Consider the following 19,458-nt stretch of genomic DNA (forward strand, 5'->3'; position numbering starts at 1 on the left):
CTAAATGCTCTTGCACTTGGGCATTATACAAATAAGAAACAACGTCTTTGGCTTTGGCGGGATTACGACTAAATACTTCTTGCACACTATGACCGGCATTTTCCAGCGCTTGAGAAAGGTGCCAGGCCACATGGCCTGCACCAATAAACGAGATTTTAAACATTAATACATGGGTTCAGTCTTAGATCCTACAAAGGGGAGCCATTGATGATTCAAAATTCCGGAAAAATTTCGCAAAAACATAACAAACGATGGCTTGAATGGCTTGCGCATTAAATGCATTCCAGCTTCCTCGGGAGTCAAATGTCCCTTTTTAGAGTTACAATATTTACACGCCGTTATCAAATTATCCCATGAGGTCCGTCCTTGGCGCGATTTAGGGATGACATGATCCAATGTCAAATGGTCGCCAGATCCGCAATATTGACATTGATTACCATCGCGTTTGAAGATATTTTGTCGGCTTAACACCACCCCCTTGTATGGAAAATAAACATAGCGATTCAGTCGAATGACCGAGGGATAGGGAAAAGTTTGATGGATGGAGTGAAGCTTTTCTGAAGTTGATTCGGCTATTAATTCAGCTTTATTGAGGTAAACTAATAAAAAAGCCTTGGGCATCGAGCAAATGGTCAAGGCACTATAATCTTGATTAAGGACTAATACTTTTTGACTCATGGGGGAAAAAATTATTGCATTCAGTAGCACATGCTTTAAAGTTAAAAAAAATAATAACCTGATTGACATGGGCTTGCCATAAAATAATTAGAAGAGCTCTCATTCCGATTTAGAGCTATTTAAGCCATATTTTGTACTTTTGTCAAAATAAATATTTTCTGATGCCTTCACTTATTGAAAAAATCAAATCCTTAGCGGCTGCACACACAACCGAAACAGTTGCGTACAGGCACCACATTCACCAGCATCCCGAATTGTCTTATCAAGAATTTGAAACACAGGCTTATGTGCAAAAGCATTTAGCCCTCATGGGCATTGCGAGTACGCCATTAGCAAATACAGGGCTGGTGGCTTTGATTGAAGGCAAAAACCCAACGAGTCGGGTTGTTGCGTTACGTGCCGACATGGACGCGTTACCAATTTTAGAGACGAATGATGTCCCTTATAAATCACAAAATCCTGGAGTTATGCATGCCTGCGGGCATGATGTGCATACCTCATCATTGTTGGGTACAGCACGTATTTTGCAATCCATTAAAGAAGAGTTTACAGGTACGGTGAAATTGATTTTCCAACCAGCTGAGGAGAAAGCTCCAGGTGGTGCCAGCATAATGATTCAAGAAGGGGTTTTAGAAAACCCAAAGCCTGCAAGTATTTTTGGCCAACATGTTGCTACGAATGTTCCAGTTGGCAAAATAGGGTTCCGAGAAGGCATGTATATGGCCAGTACGGATGAACTATACATCAAGGTTATTGGCAAAGGTGGGCATGGAGCCATGCCGGATGCATGTATTGATCCAATTGTTATTGCATCGCATATCATTGTGGCGATGCAGCAAATCATTTCACGAAATAAAAATCCAAAATTACCTTCTGTGTTAACTTTTGGAAAAATTGAGGGATTAGGGGCTACAAATGTGATCCCTGATGAGGTCAATATTGCGGGTACATTCCGGGCAATGGATGAAACTTGGCGGGCAGAAGGCTTGTTAAAGATGAAAAAATTAGCGGAAGGAATCGCAGATGCGATGGGAGGTGAGGCGATTTTTGAGGTTTTAAAGGGCTATCCTTATTTACAAAATAATCCTGAATTAACACGTAAAGCCAAAGCCGCGGCTATCGAATATATGGGCGAAGAAAATGTGGTGGATTTAGATCTTTGGATGGCTGGCGAGGATTTTGCTTTCTACACCCACCATGTCGATGCATGTTTTTATCGACTTGGGATTCGGAATGAAGCGCGTGGTATTATCAGCGGCGTACATACACCTACATTTGATATTGATGAAAAAGCGTTGACGATTGGGCCAGGTTTAATGGCTTGGCTGGCAGTGAGTGAATTGAGAGGTGAGAGGTAAGAGAGTGTGATGAAAAATTTAAAACTCCATCGGATCAGGCCATTTAAAATCGTACGTTAATTCCTCTACGATTTTATCTCCAGAAACAATTTTACCCCCTAAACACGGTTGGCTCGAATCCCAGTAACCCGAATTCATGCCACGTTTTTCACAATCGTTCATGCCCACATCTTGTTTGGTGGGGTGTTCGGGAGCAACAATGTTATAGATCCCGGATTGGATTTTCTCACACGTAAGAGCAATTAAATTGACTACATCGTCTTTATGAACATAATTGACAGGGCAATTCGCGCCGTCATTCCGCTTATTTGAAAAGTATTTAGCTACAAATCGGTCTCCTCCCATTAGACCTCCGAGACGCAAAATAATTGACGTGATTGGAGATGCAGAAACAATTGCTTCAGCTTGGGCCATCAATGAATTTTCATTGATTTCAGCCGTTTCATCCACGATAGCAGACACATTTGCATAGACAGTTGTAGAGGACAAAAAGATAATTTTCTCCACTTTTTCAGCATCCAAGCCGCTGACCCAATTTTGTACGATTCGCAAATATTGTTCTTCCGAGTTTTTCTTACGGCGTGGGGGAATGGACCAAACTTGAATTGCAGATTGATTCATTTGTGACCATTCGCTCTCAGTTGTCTCGTCGCTGGCACGAAAATCGACCACATGTACGTGCGGATGTTTGGCTTGGGGATGTACTTGAGAGGCAGAAACATGGACATCAAAATCCGCTAATGCTAGTTTAAATGCCAATGGTGCGCCTACCCAACCGCCTCCGTAAATACTTAATGTCTTTTTCATATATATTTGCACCTTTGGAACAATTGAACCGCAAAGATAGTTTGGAACCCATGAATAAAATGTTTTTTGTGCCTTTTATCAGTATTGTACTTGTTGCATTGGATTACTATGTTTGGATGGCCGTAAAAACTGCCTTCAAAAAATCAACTAATCGTATCCAAAAAACGGCTAAATATTTCTTTTGGGGCTTTACTGTATTTATTCTTTTAGGCATTGTTTCATATAATTCCTTGCCTTTGCACGCTTGGAAAAACGAACTGCGCGTTACGTTCATGTCATTAGTCATGATTTCGGTATTTAGTAAAATATTTATTATTCTGTTTTTGCTGTTAGAAGATATCACCCGCTTTTTCCGCTGGGGAACTAATAAAATTCGCAAAAAAGATCCGAGTGCGATCAGTCGGCATGAATTCCTTTCACAAGCCGCTTTAGCAGTAGGTGCTGTTCCGGCTGCCACATTTGCCTTTGGCATTCTTTCTGGTGCACATGATTACCGCATCGAAAAAGTAAGTCTAAAAATACCGAAACTCCCCAAAGAATTCCGTGGCATGCGCATTGCTCAGTTGTCGGACATACATTCAGGAAGCTTTTTCAACAAAACAGCTGTAGAGGGTGGCGTAGATATGCTCATGCGTGAAAAAACGGACCTCGTATTTTTTACGGGGGATTTAGTAAATAATGAATCCAAAGAATTAACGGATTATTTTAAGATGTTTTCCAAAATCAAAGCCCCTTATGGCGTTTTTAGCACCTTAGGCAATCACGATTATGGGGACTATGTGAAATGGAAAAGTCCAGCGGCCAAAAAGGAAAATTTAAATAATTTGATGAAGGCGCATGAATTAATGGGCTGGAACCTACTCATGGATGAAAATCATATCATTTCGGAGTCAGGCGAAAAATTAGCTATTATTGGCGTACAAAATATTGGTATCGGCCGCTTCCCGTGGTATGGCAATTTAGCTAAGGCACATGCGGGGACAGAGGAGGCTGCGACCAAATTATTGTTATCGCATGATCCAACGCATTGGAATGCCGAGGTGACGAAAAATGCCAAATTTAAAGATATCGATATAGCGTTTTCGGGGCACACGCACGGGGCGCAATTCGGGGTAAAGATTCCAGGTTTTGATACATGGTCGCCAGCAAAATATATTTATAAACAATGGGCGGGATTGTATGGGGAGGATGGCCAACAACTCTATGTGAATCGGGGATTTGGATATTTGGGCTATCCAGGACGTGTGGGGATGCCGCCGGAGATTTCCATTTTCACACTGAGTTAGAGTGGAGAGTAGAGAGTAGAGAGTAGAGAGTAGAGAGTAGAGAGTAGAGAGTAGAGGCTATCGACTGATCACAGCCGAATGACTACTATTTTTTATCATTCCCCTTGCTCCTAATTGAAAAAAAGCTAAATTTGCGTCCCAATTAACTGGTTTCGTGGCCGAGTGGTTAGGCAGAGGTCTGCAAAACCTTCTACAGCGGTTCGAATCCGCTCGAAACCTCAGAAAAAACCTTCCCATCCGGAAGGTTTTTTTGTTTAACTCCGTTTTGTACAAACTACTCTAGAAAAATTACATTTTCGTCTTTAGATTATTTTGAAAAATTCTAAATAACCGCTAAAACCTTAAAAAAACACGAAATTGCTCTACGAATAAATTGTTTCCTAAAAATTCGGATTGTAGTTTTGCGGACTGAATTAAAATGAGAAAATCAACACTATGCTTTGCAAAAAATTAACTCTCGTTAAGTTTCTATTATCCTTCACTTTATTTTTGGCCACTTTTGGCACAATTTACGCTCAAGATGCAGCGGAAGGGGAAACATTATTTAAAAACAACTGTGCGGCTTGTCATGCATCAACCGACGAGGTACTTGTTGGGCCAGGTCTAAAAGGAATTAGTGAGCGTCGCCCGATTGAATGGATCATCAAATGGGTTCATAATCCACAAGCAATGATTGCCTCGGGCGATAAATATGCAAACGATCTGTACAACAAATATAATAAAGCTGCGATGACACCTTATCCGAATTTCTCGGATGATCAAATCAAAGGTATTATTGCCTACATCGATGCATCTAATGTGGCACCAGCAGCGCCAGCAGCGGGAGCGGCCCCAGCGGCGGGAGCCGAAGGAACAGCAGCAGCTAGCTCTGGCGGAATGATGGAAGTCTTATTAATTGGACTTTTAATCATTATGGTTCTCGTATTGATCGCATTACTTTCAATTGTAAATACGCTTGGTAAAATCACGCAAAATCCAGAGGCTGCTGCAGAGACTCCATTGATGCAACGCATTTCGGCCAACCTTAAAGAATTAGCCGCAAACTCGGCAGTAAAAACAGGTGTTTTAGTTTTAGCCCTTTTATTAGGTGGTAAAGCAACGATTGATGCGGCTTATGGCGTAGGTATCCATCAAGGATATGCTCCAGAGCAACCAATCAAATTTTCACACAAATTACACGCAGGGCAGTATGAAATCAACTGTAACTACTGTCACACAGGCGTATACTCTGGTAAAGGAGGTAACGTGCCATCTGCAAACATTTGTATGAACTGCCACAACGCCATCAAACGCGAATCCCCAGAAATTCAAAAAATTTATACCGCATTGGAAAATGACGAGCCTATCCAATGGGTTCGTGTTCACAATTTGCCGGATTTGGCATATTTTAACCACTCACAACATACAAACGTAGGTGGATTAGAATGTAAAAACTGCCATGGTGAAATCGAGAAAATGGAAGTAGTTGAGCAACGTTCATCGTTGACAATGGGCTGGTGCATCGACTGCCACCGCCAATCAGACGTAAATGCAAAAGGCAATGCCTATTATGATAAGCTTGTTGAAGTTCATAACAAGGATAGCAAGACCCCATTAAAAGTACAAAACATAGGCGGCCTAGAGTGTTCTAAGTGCCATTATTAATAGGTTTACAACAGATTCAAAATTAGTCTGAATAAGAAAGATTATATGGAAAATTCGAACAAGAGGTATTGGAAAGGGATTGAGGAGTTAACCAATGAACCATCGTTTGTCAAAAATGTCCACAATGAGTTTGGCAATATGCCATCCGAAAACGATTCGAAAGGTGATGCCTTAGTCGATGGCGCAGGAACTCATCGTCGTGATTTTCTTAAAATGTTAGGATTCGGTGTTGCAGCCGTTTCTTTAGCTGCTTGTGAAGCGCCAGTTAAGAAAACAATTCCTTACCTGAACAAGCCAGAAGATGTAGAGCCTACGATTGCAAACTGGTACGCATCGACTTACACGGACGGAGGCGATTACGCTTCAATCTTGGTGAAGACGCGCGAAGGTCGGCCAATCAAAATCGAGGGTAACAAATTATCATCGGTTTCCAAAGGAACACTTTCAGGCCGTGCACATGCTTCGGTATTGAGTCTATATGACAATGAAAAATTAAAAGGTCCACAAATCGGTAGTAAAGCTGCAGATTGGACTCAATTAGATAAAGAGTTTATAGCAAAATTAGCTGCTGTAGCTGCCAAAGGAGGTCAAATCAGAATCATTTCAAACACGGTTCTTTCTCCAACGACTAAAAAGGTAATTGCTGAATTCGCGGCGAAATACCCAACAACCCAACACATTTCATATGATGCCAATCCAGCTTATGGTTTAACACAAGCTCATGGTGGTATTTTACCAAGCATCGATTTCAGCAAAGCGAAAACAATCGTTTCATTAGGAGCTGACTTCTTAGGTTCTTGGATTTCGCCTACTGAATTTGCAGCACAATGGGCGGTAACCCGCCGTGTAAGCTCTGAAAAAGGGGGTAAAAGAGATATGTCGCGTCATTACCAATTTGAAACAATTCTTTCAAATACGGGAGCGAATGCAGATTACCGTGCTACTTACAAGCCATCACAAGAAGGTTTAGTAGCTGTTGCACTTTACAATGCGGTTGCTAAATTAACTGGCGCAGCATCTGTAGCAGGTGGTTCTGTTAAGATTGATCATTTAGATAAAGCTGCAAAAGACTTAGTCGCTTCTAAAGGAGCTTCTATCGTAGTAGCTGGATCAAATGACCCCGAAGTTCAAAAAATCATTGCCGCGACTAACGCGTTAGTTGGCGCCTATGGCACCACCCTAAATACAGCAATCCCTATGAATTACCGCCAAGGTAATGACATGGCGATGGCTAGTTTTATTAAGGAAGCTACTGCAGGTTCAATTGCAGCGGTCATATTCTATAATGCAAACCCAGTTTATAACCACCCAATGGGAGCCGATTTAGCAGCAGCTTTACCTAAAGTGGAACTTAGTTTAGCAACCAATGATCGTGCAGACGAAACTGCTTCAATCTGTCAATATATTGCACCAGATTCTCATTACTTAGAATCATGGAATGATGCAGAACCTAAAGCAGGTTTCTATTCATTAACTCAACCTGCAATCTCGACTATTTTCAAAACGCGTCAAGCACAATCAAGTTTCTTAGCTTGGGCTGGCGTAGCAAGTGATTACCAAGCGTATTTAGAGCGCAACTGGGAAAGCACAATCTTAAAAGGTGGAAAAGTTGCTTGGAACTCAGCATTACACAACGGAGTATTTGAACCAAATGCAGGTTCGATTTCTGCCGCTAGTCCATCCGTTGACGTAGCTTCTGCTTCATCTGCAATTAACAAAGCATATGCAGCAGCATCTACTGGTTTAGAAATCGCTGTTTATGAGAAAGTTGGCTTAGGTACAGGTTCTCAGGCGAACAACCCATGGTTACAAGAATTCCCTGAGCCAGTTTCAAAGGCATGTTGGGACAATTATGCATCTATCTCGCAGCCAACGGCAACGAAATTAAAATTAAAACAAGGCGACTTAGTAAAAGTAAGCGCGAAAGGATATGAAGTTACACTCCCTGTGTTAGTTCAACCAGGCCAAGCGCAAGATACAATTGCCATTGCAATCGGATACGGACGTACGAAAGCAGGTAAGTCTGCAGATGGCGTAGGAGTAAATGCATACCCATTTATCTCTGAGATCAATGGCGCATGCGTGGGTATTTGTACACAGGGAGTTTCGGTAGCACCAACTGGTGACACAAAAGAAATTGCACAAACACAAACACACAATACGGTTATGGCGCGCCAAGCGGTCGTTCAAGAAACGGTATTGGCAGACTTTGTAAAAGATGCAAAAGCTGGAAGCTTTACACCACGTGTGAAAACATCTGAAGGCGAAAAAGACGCAACTGATTTAACGCTTTGGAATGGTCACGAATACAATAACCATGCATGGGGTATGGTGATTGACTTGAATACATGTACGGGATGTTCGGCTTGTGTGATTTCATGTTCGGCAGAAAATAACGTACCCGTAGTAGGCCGTCAGGAAGTTGTTAACCGTCGTGAAATGCATTGGATGCGTATTGACCGATATTATTCATCGGATGCTGAAGTAGAAGATATGCAAGGTTTAGAAATTGCGTCGGATAATCCTGAGGTTATATTCCAGCCGATGTTATGTCAGCACTGTAATAATGCTCCTTGTGAGACGGTTTGTCCGGTATTGGCAACAACTCACTCAACAGAAGGTTTAAACCAAATGACGTATAACCGTTGTATCGGTACACGTTATTGCGCAAACAACTGTCCATATAAAGTTCGTCGGTTCAACTGGTTCCGTTATTTCCAAACAGATGACTTTGATTTCCATTTCAATAACGATTTAGGTCGTATGGTGATTAACCCTGACGTAACGGTTCGTTCACGTGGGGTAATGGAAAAATGCTCGATGTGCGTTCAGCGTATACAAGAGGGTAAATTGGTAGCTAAGAAAGAAAAGCGCCGTCCAGTAGATGGAGAGATTCAAGTAGCTTGTGCTCAATCTTGTCCTACAAATGCGATTACTTTTGGTGATATGAATGATCCTGTATCTGAAATCTCTAAATTATTACTTGTGGAGAAAGAAGGTCGTGCATTCCACGTAATTGAAGAAATTAACGTAAAACCAAATATTTCTTACTTAAAGAAAGTTCGTAATAAGGATGCTAAAAAAGCATAAATTTTTAATCGTAAAACAGTAAATAAAAATATGTCGCACGTTGTATCACCCATAAGAGAGAAACTAGTTACTGGTGGAAAGTCTTATTCCGATGTTACCCACGATATCTGTAAGCAAGTAGAGGGAGAGCCTACAAAAGAATGGAAAATTGCATTCGGGATCTCTTGTCTTGTATTCATTTATGGTGCTTATTGCCTTTTCTACACGTGGTGGCAAGGTATTGGCGTTTGGGGATTAAATAAAACCGTTGGTTGGGCTTGGGACATCACGAACTTCGTTTGGTGGGTTGGTATCGGTCACGCAGGAACCTTGATCTCGGCTGTGTTATTATTATTCCGTCAAAAATGGAGAACATCCATTAACCGTTCAGCGGAAGCGATGACAATCTTTGCCGTACTTTGTGCAGCATCGTTTATCCTTGCGCACATGGGACGTCCTTGGTTAGCTCACTGGGCTTTACCACTTCCTAATACCTATGGTTCTTTATGGGTTAACTTTAACTCTCCCTTGGTTTGGGACGTATTTGCAATCTCCACGTATTTATCTGTATCCCTATTATTTTGGTATATGGGTCTTGTGCCAGATTTGGCAACGATTCGTGACCGTGCGACAACAAAAGGTCGTAAGTTTTGGTATGGTTTTTTCAGCTTAGGTTGGACAGGTTCTTCGAAGACTTGGGCGCGTTATGAGTATATGTCATTGATTTTGGCAGGTATCTCTACACCGCTTGTACTTTCTGTACACACCATTGTATCGATGGACTTTGCTACGTCAGTTATTCCTGGTTGGCATACAACAATCTTCCCTCCATACTTCGTGGCGGGTGCAATCTTCTCAGGTTTCGCGATGGTACAAACCTTATTGTTAATCACACGTGTCGTTTTCAAATTAGAAGATTACATTACGATTGAGCATATTGAAATGATGAACATTGTTATCACGGTAACAGGTTCGGTTGTAGGTATCGCCTATTTAACTGAGTTCTTTATTGCATGGTATTCAGGTGTGGAATATGAAAGTTATGCGTTTGTCAACCGTGCTACTGGTCCATACTGGTGGGCATATTGGATGATGATGACGTGTAACGTAATTTCTCCACAGTTATTCTGGTCAAAAGCGATCCGGACGAACTTGATGGTTTCATTCATCTTATCAATTGTGGTAAACGTTGGTATGTGGTTTGAGCGATTCGTAATTATTGTGACGTCATTACACCGTGATTACTTGCCTTCATCTTGGGCTATGTTCTCGCCAACGATGTATGACATTGGTGATTACATATTCTCATTTGGTTTATTCTTTACCTTATTCTTTTTGTTTGCTAAGTTCTTACCCGTGGTAAACATGGCGGAAGTGAAGGCGGTAATGAAAGGCGTTTCGACAGAGTTTACGATTAAACGTATTAAGCCAACAAAAAAATCAGAGGAGTAATTCTATTTAGCAAATTCGAAATTAAATTAATATGAGTTCGACAACTAATTACATTTTAGGAGTTTACGATGATGAGGATGAGGTTTTACATGCAGTTAGTGCAGTAAAGTCAAAAGGAATCAAAATTGAGGATGTGTATTCTCCCTTCCCAATTCACGGTTTAGATGTAGCCGTAGGTCACGAGCGTACTCGTTTACCGATAGCCGCATTTATGTTTGGTACCGTAGGTATGATTTGTACCTTTTCATTGATTAGCTATACCATGGTATTTGACTGGCCGATGATTATTGGAGGTAAAGATTTCTTTGCATTACCAAACTGGATTCCAATCGCGTTTGAAGGAACCGTATTATTCACAGCTTTTGGACTTGTAACCACTTTCTGTATATCGAATGATTTATGGCCAGGAAACGAAACGCTTCCATTGGACATCCGTACGACTGACGATAAATTTGTCATGGCAATCAATGTAGACAAGAATAAAGCAAGTGCAGCTGATATCAAGAAAGCCCTAAAGGATTCTGGTGCAGTGGAAGTAAATGTTAAATAATTAATAAGAACAATTGTTCACGAAGAAGCATAACAACATGTTTAATCCAAGAATTAAATTCGTTTTAGTAGCCAGTATTGTAGCAGGATTAATGTCTTGCGGATCTGACCACAATGATACAGGAACTGAATTCGCACCTAATATGTATCACTCAGTTGGATATGAGCCAATGAGCCAAACAGAAGGCGATAGTAATACAATTAACCCGCTAGGCTTGAATATGCGATTACCTGTAAAGGGGACCGTTTCTCGTAAAGTTTACACAGGTTCAGATAGCTTAAAACAGGCATTTTTAACCCAGGAGTTGACATCAAAAGCAATCCCCACGGATAGTATATCCTATTCAGAAAAATCATTATTTAACCCAATTTCGGCCACTCCAGAAAATATTGAGGCAGGGAAATTGCAATATGAGCGTTTTTGCCAACACTGCCACGGGGAAGCTGGTAAAGGAGATGGTTTAGTAGCCAAAGCCTATAAAGGTGTTCCCGTGTATTCAAGTGATGCGCTAAAAGACATGAATGACGGACATATCTATCACGTTATCACACATGGAAAGGGTAGAATGTGGGCACATGGATCACAAATATCATCTGAAAATAGATGGAAGATTGTGCTATACGTTCACGAATTGCAAAAACAATAATTCAATTAATTTAAATTAAATAGAGATCAAGATGGCGGGACATTCACATTTTTCCCCAGCAAACGTTGAAGAGCATTTTGAATTCAGTTCTGAAGGCAAAAAAAGAATAATTTATGCTTTCATCGCTGGATTAGCGGCTTTAGCACTAGGCATTTACCTTTTATCCAAAGGGGAGTCTGGTGGTCACGAAGTAGCCAATGCAGGGCATGAAGCAGTAAAAGCAGGACATGAGGCCGCAACAGCAGGACATGAAGCAGCAACAGAGCATGTTTCAGGTGGGGCCGTTTCGCACCAAGCGTCTGCAGAGGAGCATTATGATTGGACTAATCGTATTTGGGCTAACGTATGGTTAAATGCGGTCTTCTTTACCGGTATTGCTGTTGTTGGCATGTTCTTTGTTTCCTTACAATACCTAACCAAATCTGGTTGGTCTTCCGTAATGAAGCGTGTGCCTGAGGCTTTCCCTAAGTTCCTATACATCACGTTGCCGATTTTAATCGCAGTTTTCTTGTTTAAAGGTGATGTGATTTTTCACTGGATGCACCACGGTGTAACAGAGGTTGGCAGCGAAAACTATGATAAAATTATCGCAGGTAAATCTGGTTATTTGAATAAGAGCTTCTTTTTAATTCGCTTAGTCGTTTTTGGCGGATTGTGGATTCTCCTATGGAAAATGTTACGTAAGAAATCACTAGAAGAAGACTTAAATGGGGGTACTGAATATTTTACGCAATTAGTTAGAATTGGAACCGCATTTATCGTTGTATTTGGAGCCTCTAGTTCGATATTCGCATGGGATTGGGTAATGTCTATTGATACCCACTGGTTTTCGACGATGTTTGGATGGTATATGTTCTCATCATGGCATGTAACAACTTATGCTGTGATTGTATTAGCTATCCTATACTTAAAAGATAAAGGTTTAATGGCTTATGTAAATGAGAATCACTTACATGATTTGGGTAAGTTTATGTTTGCTTTTTCTATCTTCTGGACATATGTATGGTTTGAGCAATTTTTATTGATCTACTATGCTAATTTACCCGAAGAGACGATATATTTCATAGAGCGTTGGGAAGGACACAATAAAATTTACAAAACTTCAGAAATTTTAATGGTTTTGCTAAACTTCTTGTTCCCATTTTTAGTTCTAATGACACGTGATGCAAAGCGTACACGCTTGTTCTTAAAAATAGCAGCATTCATGATTATTGTGGGTCATTATATTGATTTTTATCAAATGATTATGCCTGGTGTAGTTGGCAAACATGGCGGTTACGGTTTAGTTGAATTTGGAATGGTGACTGTGTTTGCAGCTGCATTCATTTATGTAATTTCAGACGAATTAACGAAGGCGTCTTTAATTGCAAAGAACCACCCATTCTTATTAGAAGCATTACATCACGACATTTAGTTTTTAGCGCATACGATTAAACTTAACATATATGAATTACCTAATTGGTCTTTTATCCATCGTTTTCTTCATCCTGGCTATCTCAGTGATAGTCAAGAGTATGAAGATTAACAAAAATCTATCTGAAAGCGAAGATGCAGATACTGCATTGGATTCCTCAAACAACACAAATGCTTACGGAATGCTAATATTTTGGCTATTGGGCACCATTGCAGGTGTTTGGTCATTTCTACATAGTGCTCCCGATTTCTTACCAGAAGCTGCTTCAAAGCATGGAGTAACTACTGATAAAATGTTTTGGACATCCATGTCAGTTGTGACATTAGCGTTTTTTGCTTCCAATACATTACTATTGTTCTTTGCATTCAAATACCGTTACAACAAAAATAGAAAAGCGACATTCTATCCGGTAAACCATAAATTAGAATTGATTTGGACAGTTATCCCAGCTATTGTGATGGCGATTCTTGTTTTCACAGGATGGAGAACTTGGCGCGATATTACCTCGCAAGCACCAAGCGAAGCTGTTGTGATTGAGCTTACAGGCCATCAATTCGGTTGGTACGTTCGCTATGGTGGTGTTGACGATAACCAACTCGGTAACTACAACTACAAATTAATTGACGAGACAAATAATATCGGTATTGATTTTACAGATAAGCATTCATTTGATGACTTTACAGCCACTGAATTACACTTACCAAAAGGAAAGCCAGTATTATTAAAGATTCACGCGCAGGACGTTTTGCACTCTGTTTACCTACCTTTTCATCGGGTGAAAATGGATGCGGTTCCGGGTATGCCAACTAAATTTTGGTTTACGCCAACAATCTCTACAGATGAAATGCGGGCTAAGTTGGGCAAAAAAGACTTTAACTTTAAGTTGAATTGCACGGAAGTTTGTGGGCGTGGACACTTTGGTATGGCCATTACTGTTTTTGTAGATGAGCCGGCTGATTATAAAAAATGGTGTGCGGAGCAAAAGCCATTTTTGGCAACCAATCCAGCTTACTTAGCTAAGGTTCCTGCCAATCTGAAAGCAAAAGCAACTAAATATATTCCAGCAGAACCTATCGCTACAGATTCAACCGCAACTGAGGCTGTTAGTTTAAACTAATCATTTAAGAAAAGTAGAAAATAAATTTATATGTCAACTGTAACATCACACGCTGAAGAAGTTCACACCCATGCACACGATCATGATCATGAGCACGAACACCATGAATTAAATTTTTGGACGAAGTATATATTCTCTACGGATCACAAGACGATTGCGAAGCAATACTTGATCTCTGGTATCTTGTGGGCCTTTATCGGCGGATCATTCTCGATAATTTTCCGTTTGCAATTGGGCTTTCCAGATATGCAATTGGAGTGGCTTCGGCCTATTCTAGGTGGCTGGATCGATGAAGGCGGAAAACTAGATAAAGAATTTTATTTAGCGTTGGTTACGATGCACGGTACCATCATGGTATTCTTTGTATTGACAGCAGGTCTTTCCGGTACATTCTCCAACTTCTTGATTCCACTACAAATTGGCGCAAGAGATATGGCCTCGGGATTCATTAACATGCTATCTTATTGGTTCTTTTTCATCTCATCTATGATCATGTTCACGTCTCTATTTATCGAGACAGGACCTGCTTCAGGAGGTTGGGTAATTTATCCCCCACTTTCTGCATTACCACAGGCGATGCCAGGTTCAGGATTAGGTATGACGCTTTGGTTAACATCGATGACATTCTTTATTGTCTCATCATTGATGGGTGGCATAAATTACATTTGTACAATTATAAACCTGCGTACGCGAGGAATGACATTTACTAAAATGCCATTAACAATCTGGTCGTTTTTCTTTACCGCAGTTTTAGGTCTTTTATCCTTCCCGGTTCTTTTATCCGCGGCGTTATTATTAATCTTTGATCGTTCATTCGGTACGTCATTTTACTTATCCGAAATTTATATTCAAGGTCAGGCGCTACCTAATGTGGGTGGATCTGCCATATTGTATCAACACCTATTCTGGTTCTTAGGACACCCAGAAGTATATATCGTGTTGTTACCTGCTTTAGGTATGACTTCTGAAATCATTGCTACAAATTCACGCAAGCCTATCTTTGGATACCGCGCGATGATTGGTTCTATGATGGGTATCACCGTGTTAGCTTTCATTGTGTGGGCACACCATATGTTTGTAACGGGTATGAATCCATTCTTAGGTTCTGTATTTATGTTCCTTACGTTAATCATTGCAGTTCCATCAGCAGTGAAAGCGTTTAATTATATCACGACACTTTGGAGAGGTAATTTGATTTTTACTCCAGCAATGTTGTTCTCTATTGGTCTTGTTTCCCTATTTATCTCAGGTGGAGTAACAGGAATTATCTTAGGAAACTCCGCATTAGATATCAATTTACACGATACATATTTTGTTGTAGCACACTTTCACCTAGTTATGGGCGCGGCATCGTTTTTTGGTTTAATGGCCGGTGTGTATCATTGGTTCCCTAAAATGTTTGGCCGAATGATGAATAAAACATTAGGTTATATACATTTCTGGTTTACGTTTGTTGGCGTTTATCTTGTATTCTTCCCAATGCACTACATCGGTATTGCTGGATTCCCGCGTCGTTACTATTCGTTTACAGCCCTAGGAAATGATGGAGCATCTGCATTTACAAACATGAATGCATTTATTTCAATTGCAGCCATTATTACATTCTCAGCGCAAGCCATATTTGCATGGAATTTCTTCTATTCTATTTTTAAAGGAAAGAGGGCTCCACTAAATCCGTGGAATTCAACAACGCTTGAATGGACTACACCAATTAATCCAGAACATGGAAATTGGCCTGGCGAAATCCCCGCTGTATACCGTTGGCCTTATGATTATTCTAAGCCAGGTTCAGATGCGGATTTTATTCCTCAAAACGTACCATTCTCTGCAACGAAAAGTTCAAATCTTCCCGAGGAAAACGCAGATATTGCAAAAGAGAGGGATATTGATGGTTTATTAGGAGCACAAAACGAAAGTTATAACCGTTAATTAACCGTTCTAAACTAAGATGCATCCGAATGAATCTCATTTAGATGCATCTTTTTTTACCCCAAAAATGGCCTTTAGAAGATCTGCTATCTTATCAATTGTAAGCATATATTTGCTTATCCTAGCTGGCGGAATCGTTCGCAGCACAGGATCTGGAATGGGATGCCCAGATTGGCCTAAATGTTTTGGTCGATTTATCCCTCCCACAAAAGCCGAAGAATTGCCATTGCATTATGAAGTTATCTACAAGGAAAAGCTGCATGGAGAAGTCGAATTCAATGCCACTAAAACATGGATTGAGTACATCAATAGACTACTAGGTGCGCTAACAGGCTTAATCATATTAATTACGACTATATTGGGTTATAAAGAGGGCAAAAAGGTGTTTTTACCCACTTTAATGGCCCTTACACTCGTGTTAGCTAATGCCGTTCTTGGTAAATATGTTGTCGACTCCTTTCTGTTGCCAGGCGTTGTGACGGCTCACATGTTATTATCTATTGGAGTCATCTATTTTTTAGTGAGAGCCCTAAACAATCAATCTTCATCGGATGTTATACCAATAGCAAATCGGACATGGATAGGGATTAATTTAGGTCTTATTTTGGTCCAAATTATCTTGGGCACCCAAGTGCGTGAGAATATGGATCACGTGATTCAAGATTTAGGAGAAAGGGCTAAAGACCAATGGGTAGCAAACCTAGATGTTAGCTATATTATCCATAGAACTTTCTCTTGGGTGATTGCTGTAAGCCACCTGATCCTTTGGAATAAAATAAAAATGTCTCCATTGCAAAATTACCGCCATGGCATGATGGTTTTAATTGGGATTTCATTTTTCACCGGTATTCTGATGGCCTATTTTGCTTTACCTCTTGGAAGCCAAGCAGTTCATCTATTAATCTCATTAGTATTAATCGGCTGGCACATCAGCTCTTGGATACAAACAAAAAACGCCTAAATGTCTAGTATTAAACCCTATGTCGCCCTTTTAAAATCGAGACTATCGATGACGGTAGCCTTCTCGGGGACGTTCGGGTATTTATTAGCTCCTATCGATCATAAACCGCTGGGTATATTTTTAATTTCATTAGCAGGTTTTGTCCTTACTGGAGCGGCGAATATAGTGAATCAATTGAAAGAAATTGAATTCGATAAATTAATGAAGCGTACGGCTAAGCGCCCACTGCCCACCCAAACCTTAACACCGGCTCAAGCCCGAAATTTTGGTTATGTTTTGGCCGTGATTGCCTTAGGTTTATTAAGTTATTTTACGTGGAAAGCGGCCATAATCGGCTTGCTCTCCTATGTTTTATATGGCTATGTTTATACCCCCTTGAAGCGCGTGGGGCCCATATCTGTATTTGTGGGTGCGTTCCCAGGAGCCTTCCCCCCCATGATTGGTTGGGTTGCCGCAACGGGCCATTTTGGTTGGGAACCAGGAATTCTTTTTGCCATTCAATTTTTCTGGCAATTCCCGCATTTCTGGGCGATTGCCTGGGTAGCTGATGCGGATTACCGCAAAGCTGGATTTAAGATGTTACCAAATGATGGGAAGAAAGACATTAAAACGGCTTTCACCATTATGATATATACACTCTTTTTAGTGCCTTTGGGTTTTGTGCCTTATTTATTGCACATTACTGGAATTCAATCGGCCATCATTACCGTTGTCGCTGGAATTCTTTTTTTATGCCAAACGTTTTATCTCATGATGCGACCTACCGATAAAGCTGCGAAATGGATGATGTTTGGTTCTTTTTTCTATTTAATTATTATACAAATTACCTTATTATTTGATAAAGTTTAAATCATGAAATCAACAGAGAACGTAATCGAACCGGCTGAAACCCGCTCGGTAAATCCAAAAGTTTTTACGATGTGGCTTTTTATTGTCTCCATCGTTATGTTATTCGCTGCCTTCACTTCAGCTTACCTAGTTAGAAAAGCGGAAGGGAACTGGGTAGAGTTTCAAATGCCAAGTTTATTTAGCTATAGTACTGGCGTTTTAATTTTGAGTAGTCTTACCATGCATTACTCATTAATAGCAGCAAAAAAAGACCAATTTAATGCACTTCGAATAAGTATTTCTATTACTTTTGTACTCGGATTACTCTTTTTAGTAATGCAATTTTTCGGTTGGATCCAATTAGTGGAAATGAACGTTTATTTTGTAGGTAATCCGTCTGGTTCTTTTGTGTATGTTTTATCAGGTTTACATGGTTTACATCTAGTTTCAGGACTAGTGGTTCTCATTTTTGCACTTGTTGCGGCTTTCAAATTGAGAATTAACGCGAAACAATTGACCCAAATTAAAATTTGTGCCACATACTGGCACTTTTTAGACGCCTTATGGCTTTATTTATTTGTATTTTTATTGATTAACAATTAAGCTTATACCTATGTCAGTAGCACACGCTGCCCCAGCGGTTCCAGAAAATTTAGCATGGCAAGGAGGTTCTGAACCTCTAAAGGCTAGTTATGGAAAATTGATGATGTGGTTTTTCCTATTATCGGATACCTTCACATTCTCAGCCCTTTTGATTACGTACGGAATGATTCGTTTTAGCCAACCAGCTTGGGAGGGAACACCGGATACATTTTATTTCTCTACGGCTCATTGGCCTATTCCTGAAAAGGTTTTTGAGGCAGTTCCATTTTTACATGGCATATCATTACCACTGGTTTTCGTCGGAATTATGACGTTTATTTTAATTGCTTCATCGGTAACGATGGTGCTTGCTGTAGAAGCAGGCCACCGAGATGATCGTAAAGATGTAGAAAAATGGATGTTATGGACTATCATTGGCGGCTTTACATTTTTAGGCTCGCAAGCTTGGGAGTGGTCCCACTTTATTCATGGACCAGAAGATTTAACCCTCGCGGCTAAACAAGTAATTGATGGTGTTATTTCGCCAATTGAAGGTGCGAATTTAGTTCGCAATCCATATGGCCCACCTGCTTTTGCCGATCTGTTTTTCTTTATTACAGGATTCCATGGAACCCACGTATTTTCAGGTGTAATTTTGAATATTCTAATTTTCTTTAATGCAGCTACGGGAGTTTATGAGCGTAGAGGTCATTATGAAATGGTTGAGAAAGTAGGCCTTTACTGGCACTTTGTAGACCTTGTTTGGGTATTTGTGTTTACCTTCTTCTATTTAGTTTAATCTTAAATTTGATTACATATGGCTTCGCACGTAGCTCACGAAACCTCTGAAAAAGTAATTGCTCCTCCTAATACAGGTGCTATTTGGAAAACATTTTGGATCTTATTGATCTTAACTGCAATCGAATTCGTTATTGCCTTCACTATGCCCGCTAACACGTTACGTGTAGCCATTTTCTGCGGCATGACGATTGTTAAAGCGTTCTACATTGTAGGTGAATTCATGCACTTAAAACATGAAGTTAAATCGCTTATTTGGGCGGTTTTAATTCCTACCATTTTCGTCGTCTGGCTTTTGGTTGCCTTGATGTTCGAGGGCGGCAATATGTATTAATAGGG

At 40.3% G+C, this 19,458-nt stretch carries 18 protein-coding genes and 1 tRNA gene; 16 read left to right on the top strand and 3 right to left on the bottom strand.

Features of this window, described 5'->3' with window-relative positions; genetic code table 11:
- Both AC1W6K_RS09785 and AC1W6K_RS09790 read right to left on the bottom strand, forming a co-directional pair.
- On the bottom strand, positions 1 to 163 hold a 163-nt coding region (locus AC1W6K_RS09785), incomplete at its 3' end, for an NAD(P)-binding domain-containing protein (RefSeq protein WP_481947362.1).
- A complete protein-coding gene (locus tag AC1W6K_RS09790; protein WP_481722125.1) occupies positions 163 to 678 on the bottom strand; it encodes an HNH endonuclease in 516 nt (171 codons plus the stop codon). The genes AC1W6K_RS09790 and AC1W6K_RS09785, both read right to left, overlap by 1 nt.
- A 161-nt stretch (positions 679 to 839) precedes the next feature.
- Between AC1W6K_RS09790 and AC1W6K_RS09795 the strand changes: the two genes are divergently transcribed.
- Positions 840 to 2,036, top strand: a complete 1,197-nt coding sequence (locus AC1W6K_RS09795; RefSeq protein WP_481947346.1) for a M20 metallopeptidase family protein — start codon at positions 840 to 842, stop codon at positions 2,034 to 2,036.
- An 18-nt stretch (positions 2,037 to 2,054) separates the two neighbouring features.
- Here AC1W6K_RS09795 and AC1W6K_RS09800 read toward each other — a convergent pair whose 3' ends face one another.
- Positions 2,055 to 2,843: a Rossmann-fold NAD(P)-binding domain-containing protein gene (locus AC1W6K_RS09800; protein ID WP_481947347.1), complete on the bottom strand. Its 789-nt coding sequence runs from the start codon at positions 2,841 to 2,843 to the stop codon at positions 2,055 to 2,057.
- Here AC1W6K_RS09800 and AC1W6K_RS09805 point away from each other — a divergent pair.
- The 15 genes from AC1W6K_RS09805 to AC1W6K_RS09875 all read left to right on the top strand — a co-directional run bounded on the left by AC1W6K_RS09805 (position 2,831) and on the right by AC1W6K_RS09875 (position 19,453).
- The gene (locus AC1W6K_RS09805; RefSeq protein WP_481947348.1) at positions 2,831 to 4,129 is read left to right on the top strand and encodes a metallophosphoesterase; all 1,299 of its coding nucleotides are present in this window, start codon (positions 2,831 to 2,833) and stop codon (positions 4,127 to 4,129) included. The genes AC1W6K_RS09800 and AC1W6K_RS09805 overlap by 13 nt on opposite strands.
- Positions 4,130 to 4,277: 148 nt before the next feature.
- Positions 4,278 to 4,348: transfer RNA gene (locus AC1W6K_RS09810), tRNA-Cys, on the top strand.
- Between the two features lie 216 nt (positions 4,349 to 4,564).
- Entirely contained in the window at positions 4,565 to 5,773 is a 1,209-nt protein-coding gene (locus AC1W6K_RS09815; RefSeq protein WP_481722133.1) for a c-type cytochrome, read from the top strand.
- A 45-nt stretch (positions 5,774 to 5,818) separates the two neighbouring features.
- Positions 5,819 to 8,863: a TAT-variant-translocated molybdopterin oxidoreductase gene (locus AC1W6K_RS09820; RefSeq protein ID WP_481947349.1), complete on the top strand. Its 3,045-nt coding sequence runs from the start codon at positions 5,819 to 5,821 to the stop codon at positions 8,861 to 8,863.
- Between the two features lie 30 nt (positions 8,864 to 8,893).
- Positions 8,894 to 10,294 carry an NrfD/PsrC family molybdoenzyme membrane anchor subunit gene (gene nrfD / locus AC1W6K_RS09825; protein WP_481947350.1) on the top strand — a complete coding sequence of 467 codons (1,401 nt, stop codon included), beginning with the start codon at positions 8,894 to 8,896 and terminating at the stop codon, positions 10,292 to 10,294.
- A 31-nt stretch (positions 10,295 to 10,325) separates the two neighbouring features.
- Positions 10,326 to 10,844, top strand: a complete 519-nt coding sequence (locus AC1W6K_RS09830) for a DUF3341 domain-containing protein (RefSeq protein WP_481947351.1) — start codon at positions 10,326 to 10,328, stop codon at positions 10,842 to 10,844.
- Between the two features lie 37 nt (positions 10,845 to 10,881).
- Entirely contained in the window at positions 10,882 to 11,490 is a 609-nt protein-coding gene (locus AC1W6K_RS09835; RefSeq protein ID WP_395785214.1) for a c-type cytochrome, read from the top strand.
- Positions 11,491 to 11,521: 31 nt separating this feature from the next.
- Positions 11,522 to 12,904 carry a quinol:cytochrome C oxidoreductase gene (locus AC1W6K_RS09840; RefSeq protein WP_481721220.1) on the top strand — a complete coding sequence of 461 codons (1,383 nt, stop codon included), beginning with the start codon at positions 11,522 to 11,524 and terminating at the stop codon, positions 12,902 to 12,904.
- A gap of 31 nt (positions 12,905 to 12,935) precedes the next feature.
- Positions 12,936 to 14,021 (top strand): cytochrome c oxidase subunit II, encoded by a 1,086-nt coding sequence (locus tag AC1W6K_RS09845; protein WP_481947352.1) that lies wholly within the window; start codon positions 12,936 to 12,938, stop codon positions 14,019 to 14,021.
- A 30-nt stretch (positions 14,022 to 14,051) separates the two neighbouring features.
- Positions 14,052 to 15,950 (top strand): cytochrome c oxidase subunit I, encoded by a 1,899-nt coding sequence (locus AC1W6K_RS09850; protein WP_481947353.1) that lies wholly within the window; start codon positions 14,052 to 14,054, stop codon positions 15,948 to 15,950.
- 19 nt (positions 15,951 to 15,969) lie between these two features.
- Positions 15,970 to 16,911: a COX15/CtaA family protein gene (locus AC1W6K_RS09855; RefSeq protein ID WP_481947354.1), complete on the top strand. Its 942-nt coding sequence runs from the start codon at positions 15,970 to 15,972 to the stop codon at positions 16,909 to 16,911.
- Entirely contained in the window at positions 16,912 to 17,760 is an 849-nt protein-coding gene (gene cyoE / locus AC1W6K_RS09860; protein ID WP_481721212.1) for a heme o synthase, read from the top strand. It begins immediately after the preceding gene.
- Between the two features lie 3 nt (positions 17,761 to 17,763).
- Complete coding sequence (locus AC1W6K_RS09865) at positions 17,764 to 18,342, top strand: cytochrome c oxidase subunit 3 (RefSeq protein ID WP_481947355.1); 579 nt, start codon at positions 17,764 to 17,766, stop codon at positions 18,340 to 18,342.
- Between the two features lie 10 nt (positions 18,343 to 18,352).
- Entirely contained in the window at positions 18,353 to 19,120 is a 768-nt protein-coding gene (locus AC1W6K_RS09870; RefSeq protein ID WP_481721208.1) for a cytochrome c oxidase subunit 3, read from the top strand.
- Positions 19,121 to 19,138: 18 nt separating this feature from the next.
- Positions 19,139 to 19,453: a cytochrome C oxidase subunit IV family protein gene (locus AC1W6K_RS09875; RefSeq protein ID WP_481721206.1), complete on the top strand. Its 315-nt coding sequence runs from the start codon at positions 19,139 to 19,141 to the stop codon at positions 19,451 to 19,453.
- The last annotated feature ends 5 nt before the right edge of the window (positions 19,454 to 19,458 follow it).

Source organism: Aquirufa sp., from assembly GCF_964796385.1.

Coding starts and splice junctions, on each gene's coding strand:
- AC1W6K_RS09790 (WP_481722125.1), bottom strand. CDS start 678: ATGAGTCAAAAAGTATTAGTCCTTAATCAAGATTATAGTGCCTTGACC.
- AC1W6K_RS09795 (WP_481947346.1), top strand. CDS start 840: ATGCCTTCACTTATTGAAAAAATCAAATCCTTAGCGGCTGCACACACA.
- AC1W6K_RS09805 (WP_481947348.1), top strand. CDS start 2,831: ATGTCTTTTTCATATATATTTGCACCTTTGGAACAATTGAACCGCAAA.
- AC1W6K_RS09800 (WP_481947347.1), bottom strand. CDS start 2,843: ATGAAAAAGACATTAAGTATTTACGGAGGCGGTTGGGTAGGCGCACCA.
- AC1W6K_RS09815 (WP_481722133.1), top strand. CDS start 4,565: ATGCTTTGCAAAAAATTAACTCTCGTTAAGTTTCTATTATCCTTCACT.
- AC1W6K_RS09820 (WP_481947349.1), top strand. CDS start 5,819: ATGGAAAATTCGAACAAGAGGTATTGGAAAGGGATTGAGGAGTTAACC.
- nrfD (WP_481947350.1), top strand. CDS start 8,894: ATGTCGCACGTTGTATCACCCATAAGAGAGAAACTAGTTACTGGTGGA.
- AC1W6K_RS09830 (WP_481947351.1), top strand. CDS start 10,326: ATGAGTTCGACAACTAATTACATTTTAGGAGTTTACGATGATGAGGAT.
- AC1W6K_RS09835 (WP_395785214.1), top strand. CDS start 10,882: ATGTTTAATCCAAGAATTAAATTCGTTTTAGTAGCCAGTATTGTAGCA.
- AC1W6K_RS09840 (WP_481721220.1), top strand. CDS start 11,522: ATGGCGGGACATTCACATTTTTCCCCAGCAAACGTTGAAGAGCATTTT.
- AC1W6K_RS09845 (WP_481947352.1), top strand. CDS start 12,936: ATGAATTACCTAATTGGTCTTTTATCCATCGTTTTCTTCATCCTGGCT.
- AC1W6K_RS09850 (WP_481947353.1), top strand. CDS start 14,052: ATGTCAACTGTAACATCACACGCTGAAGAAGTTCACACCCATGCACAC.
- AC1W6K_RS09855 (WP_481947354.1), top strand. CDS start 15,970: ATGCATCCGAATGAATCTCATTTAGATGCATCTTTTTTTACCCCAAAA.
- cyoE (WP_481721212.1), top strand. CDS start 16,912: ATGTCTAGTATTAAACCCTATGTCGCCCTTTTAAAATCGAGACTATCG.
- AC1W6K_RS09865 (WP_481947355.1), top strand. CDS start 17,764: ATGAAATCAACAGAGAACGTAATCGAACCGGCTGAAACCCGCTCGGTA.
- AC1W6K_RS09870 (WP_481721208.1), top strand. CDS start 18,353: ATGTCAGTAGCACACGCTGCCCCAGCGGTTCCAGAAAATTTAGCATGG.
- AC1W6K_RS09875 (WP_481721206.1), top strand. CDS start 19,139: ATGGCTTCGCACGTAGCTCACGAAACCTCTGAAAAAGTAATTGCTCCT.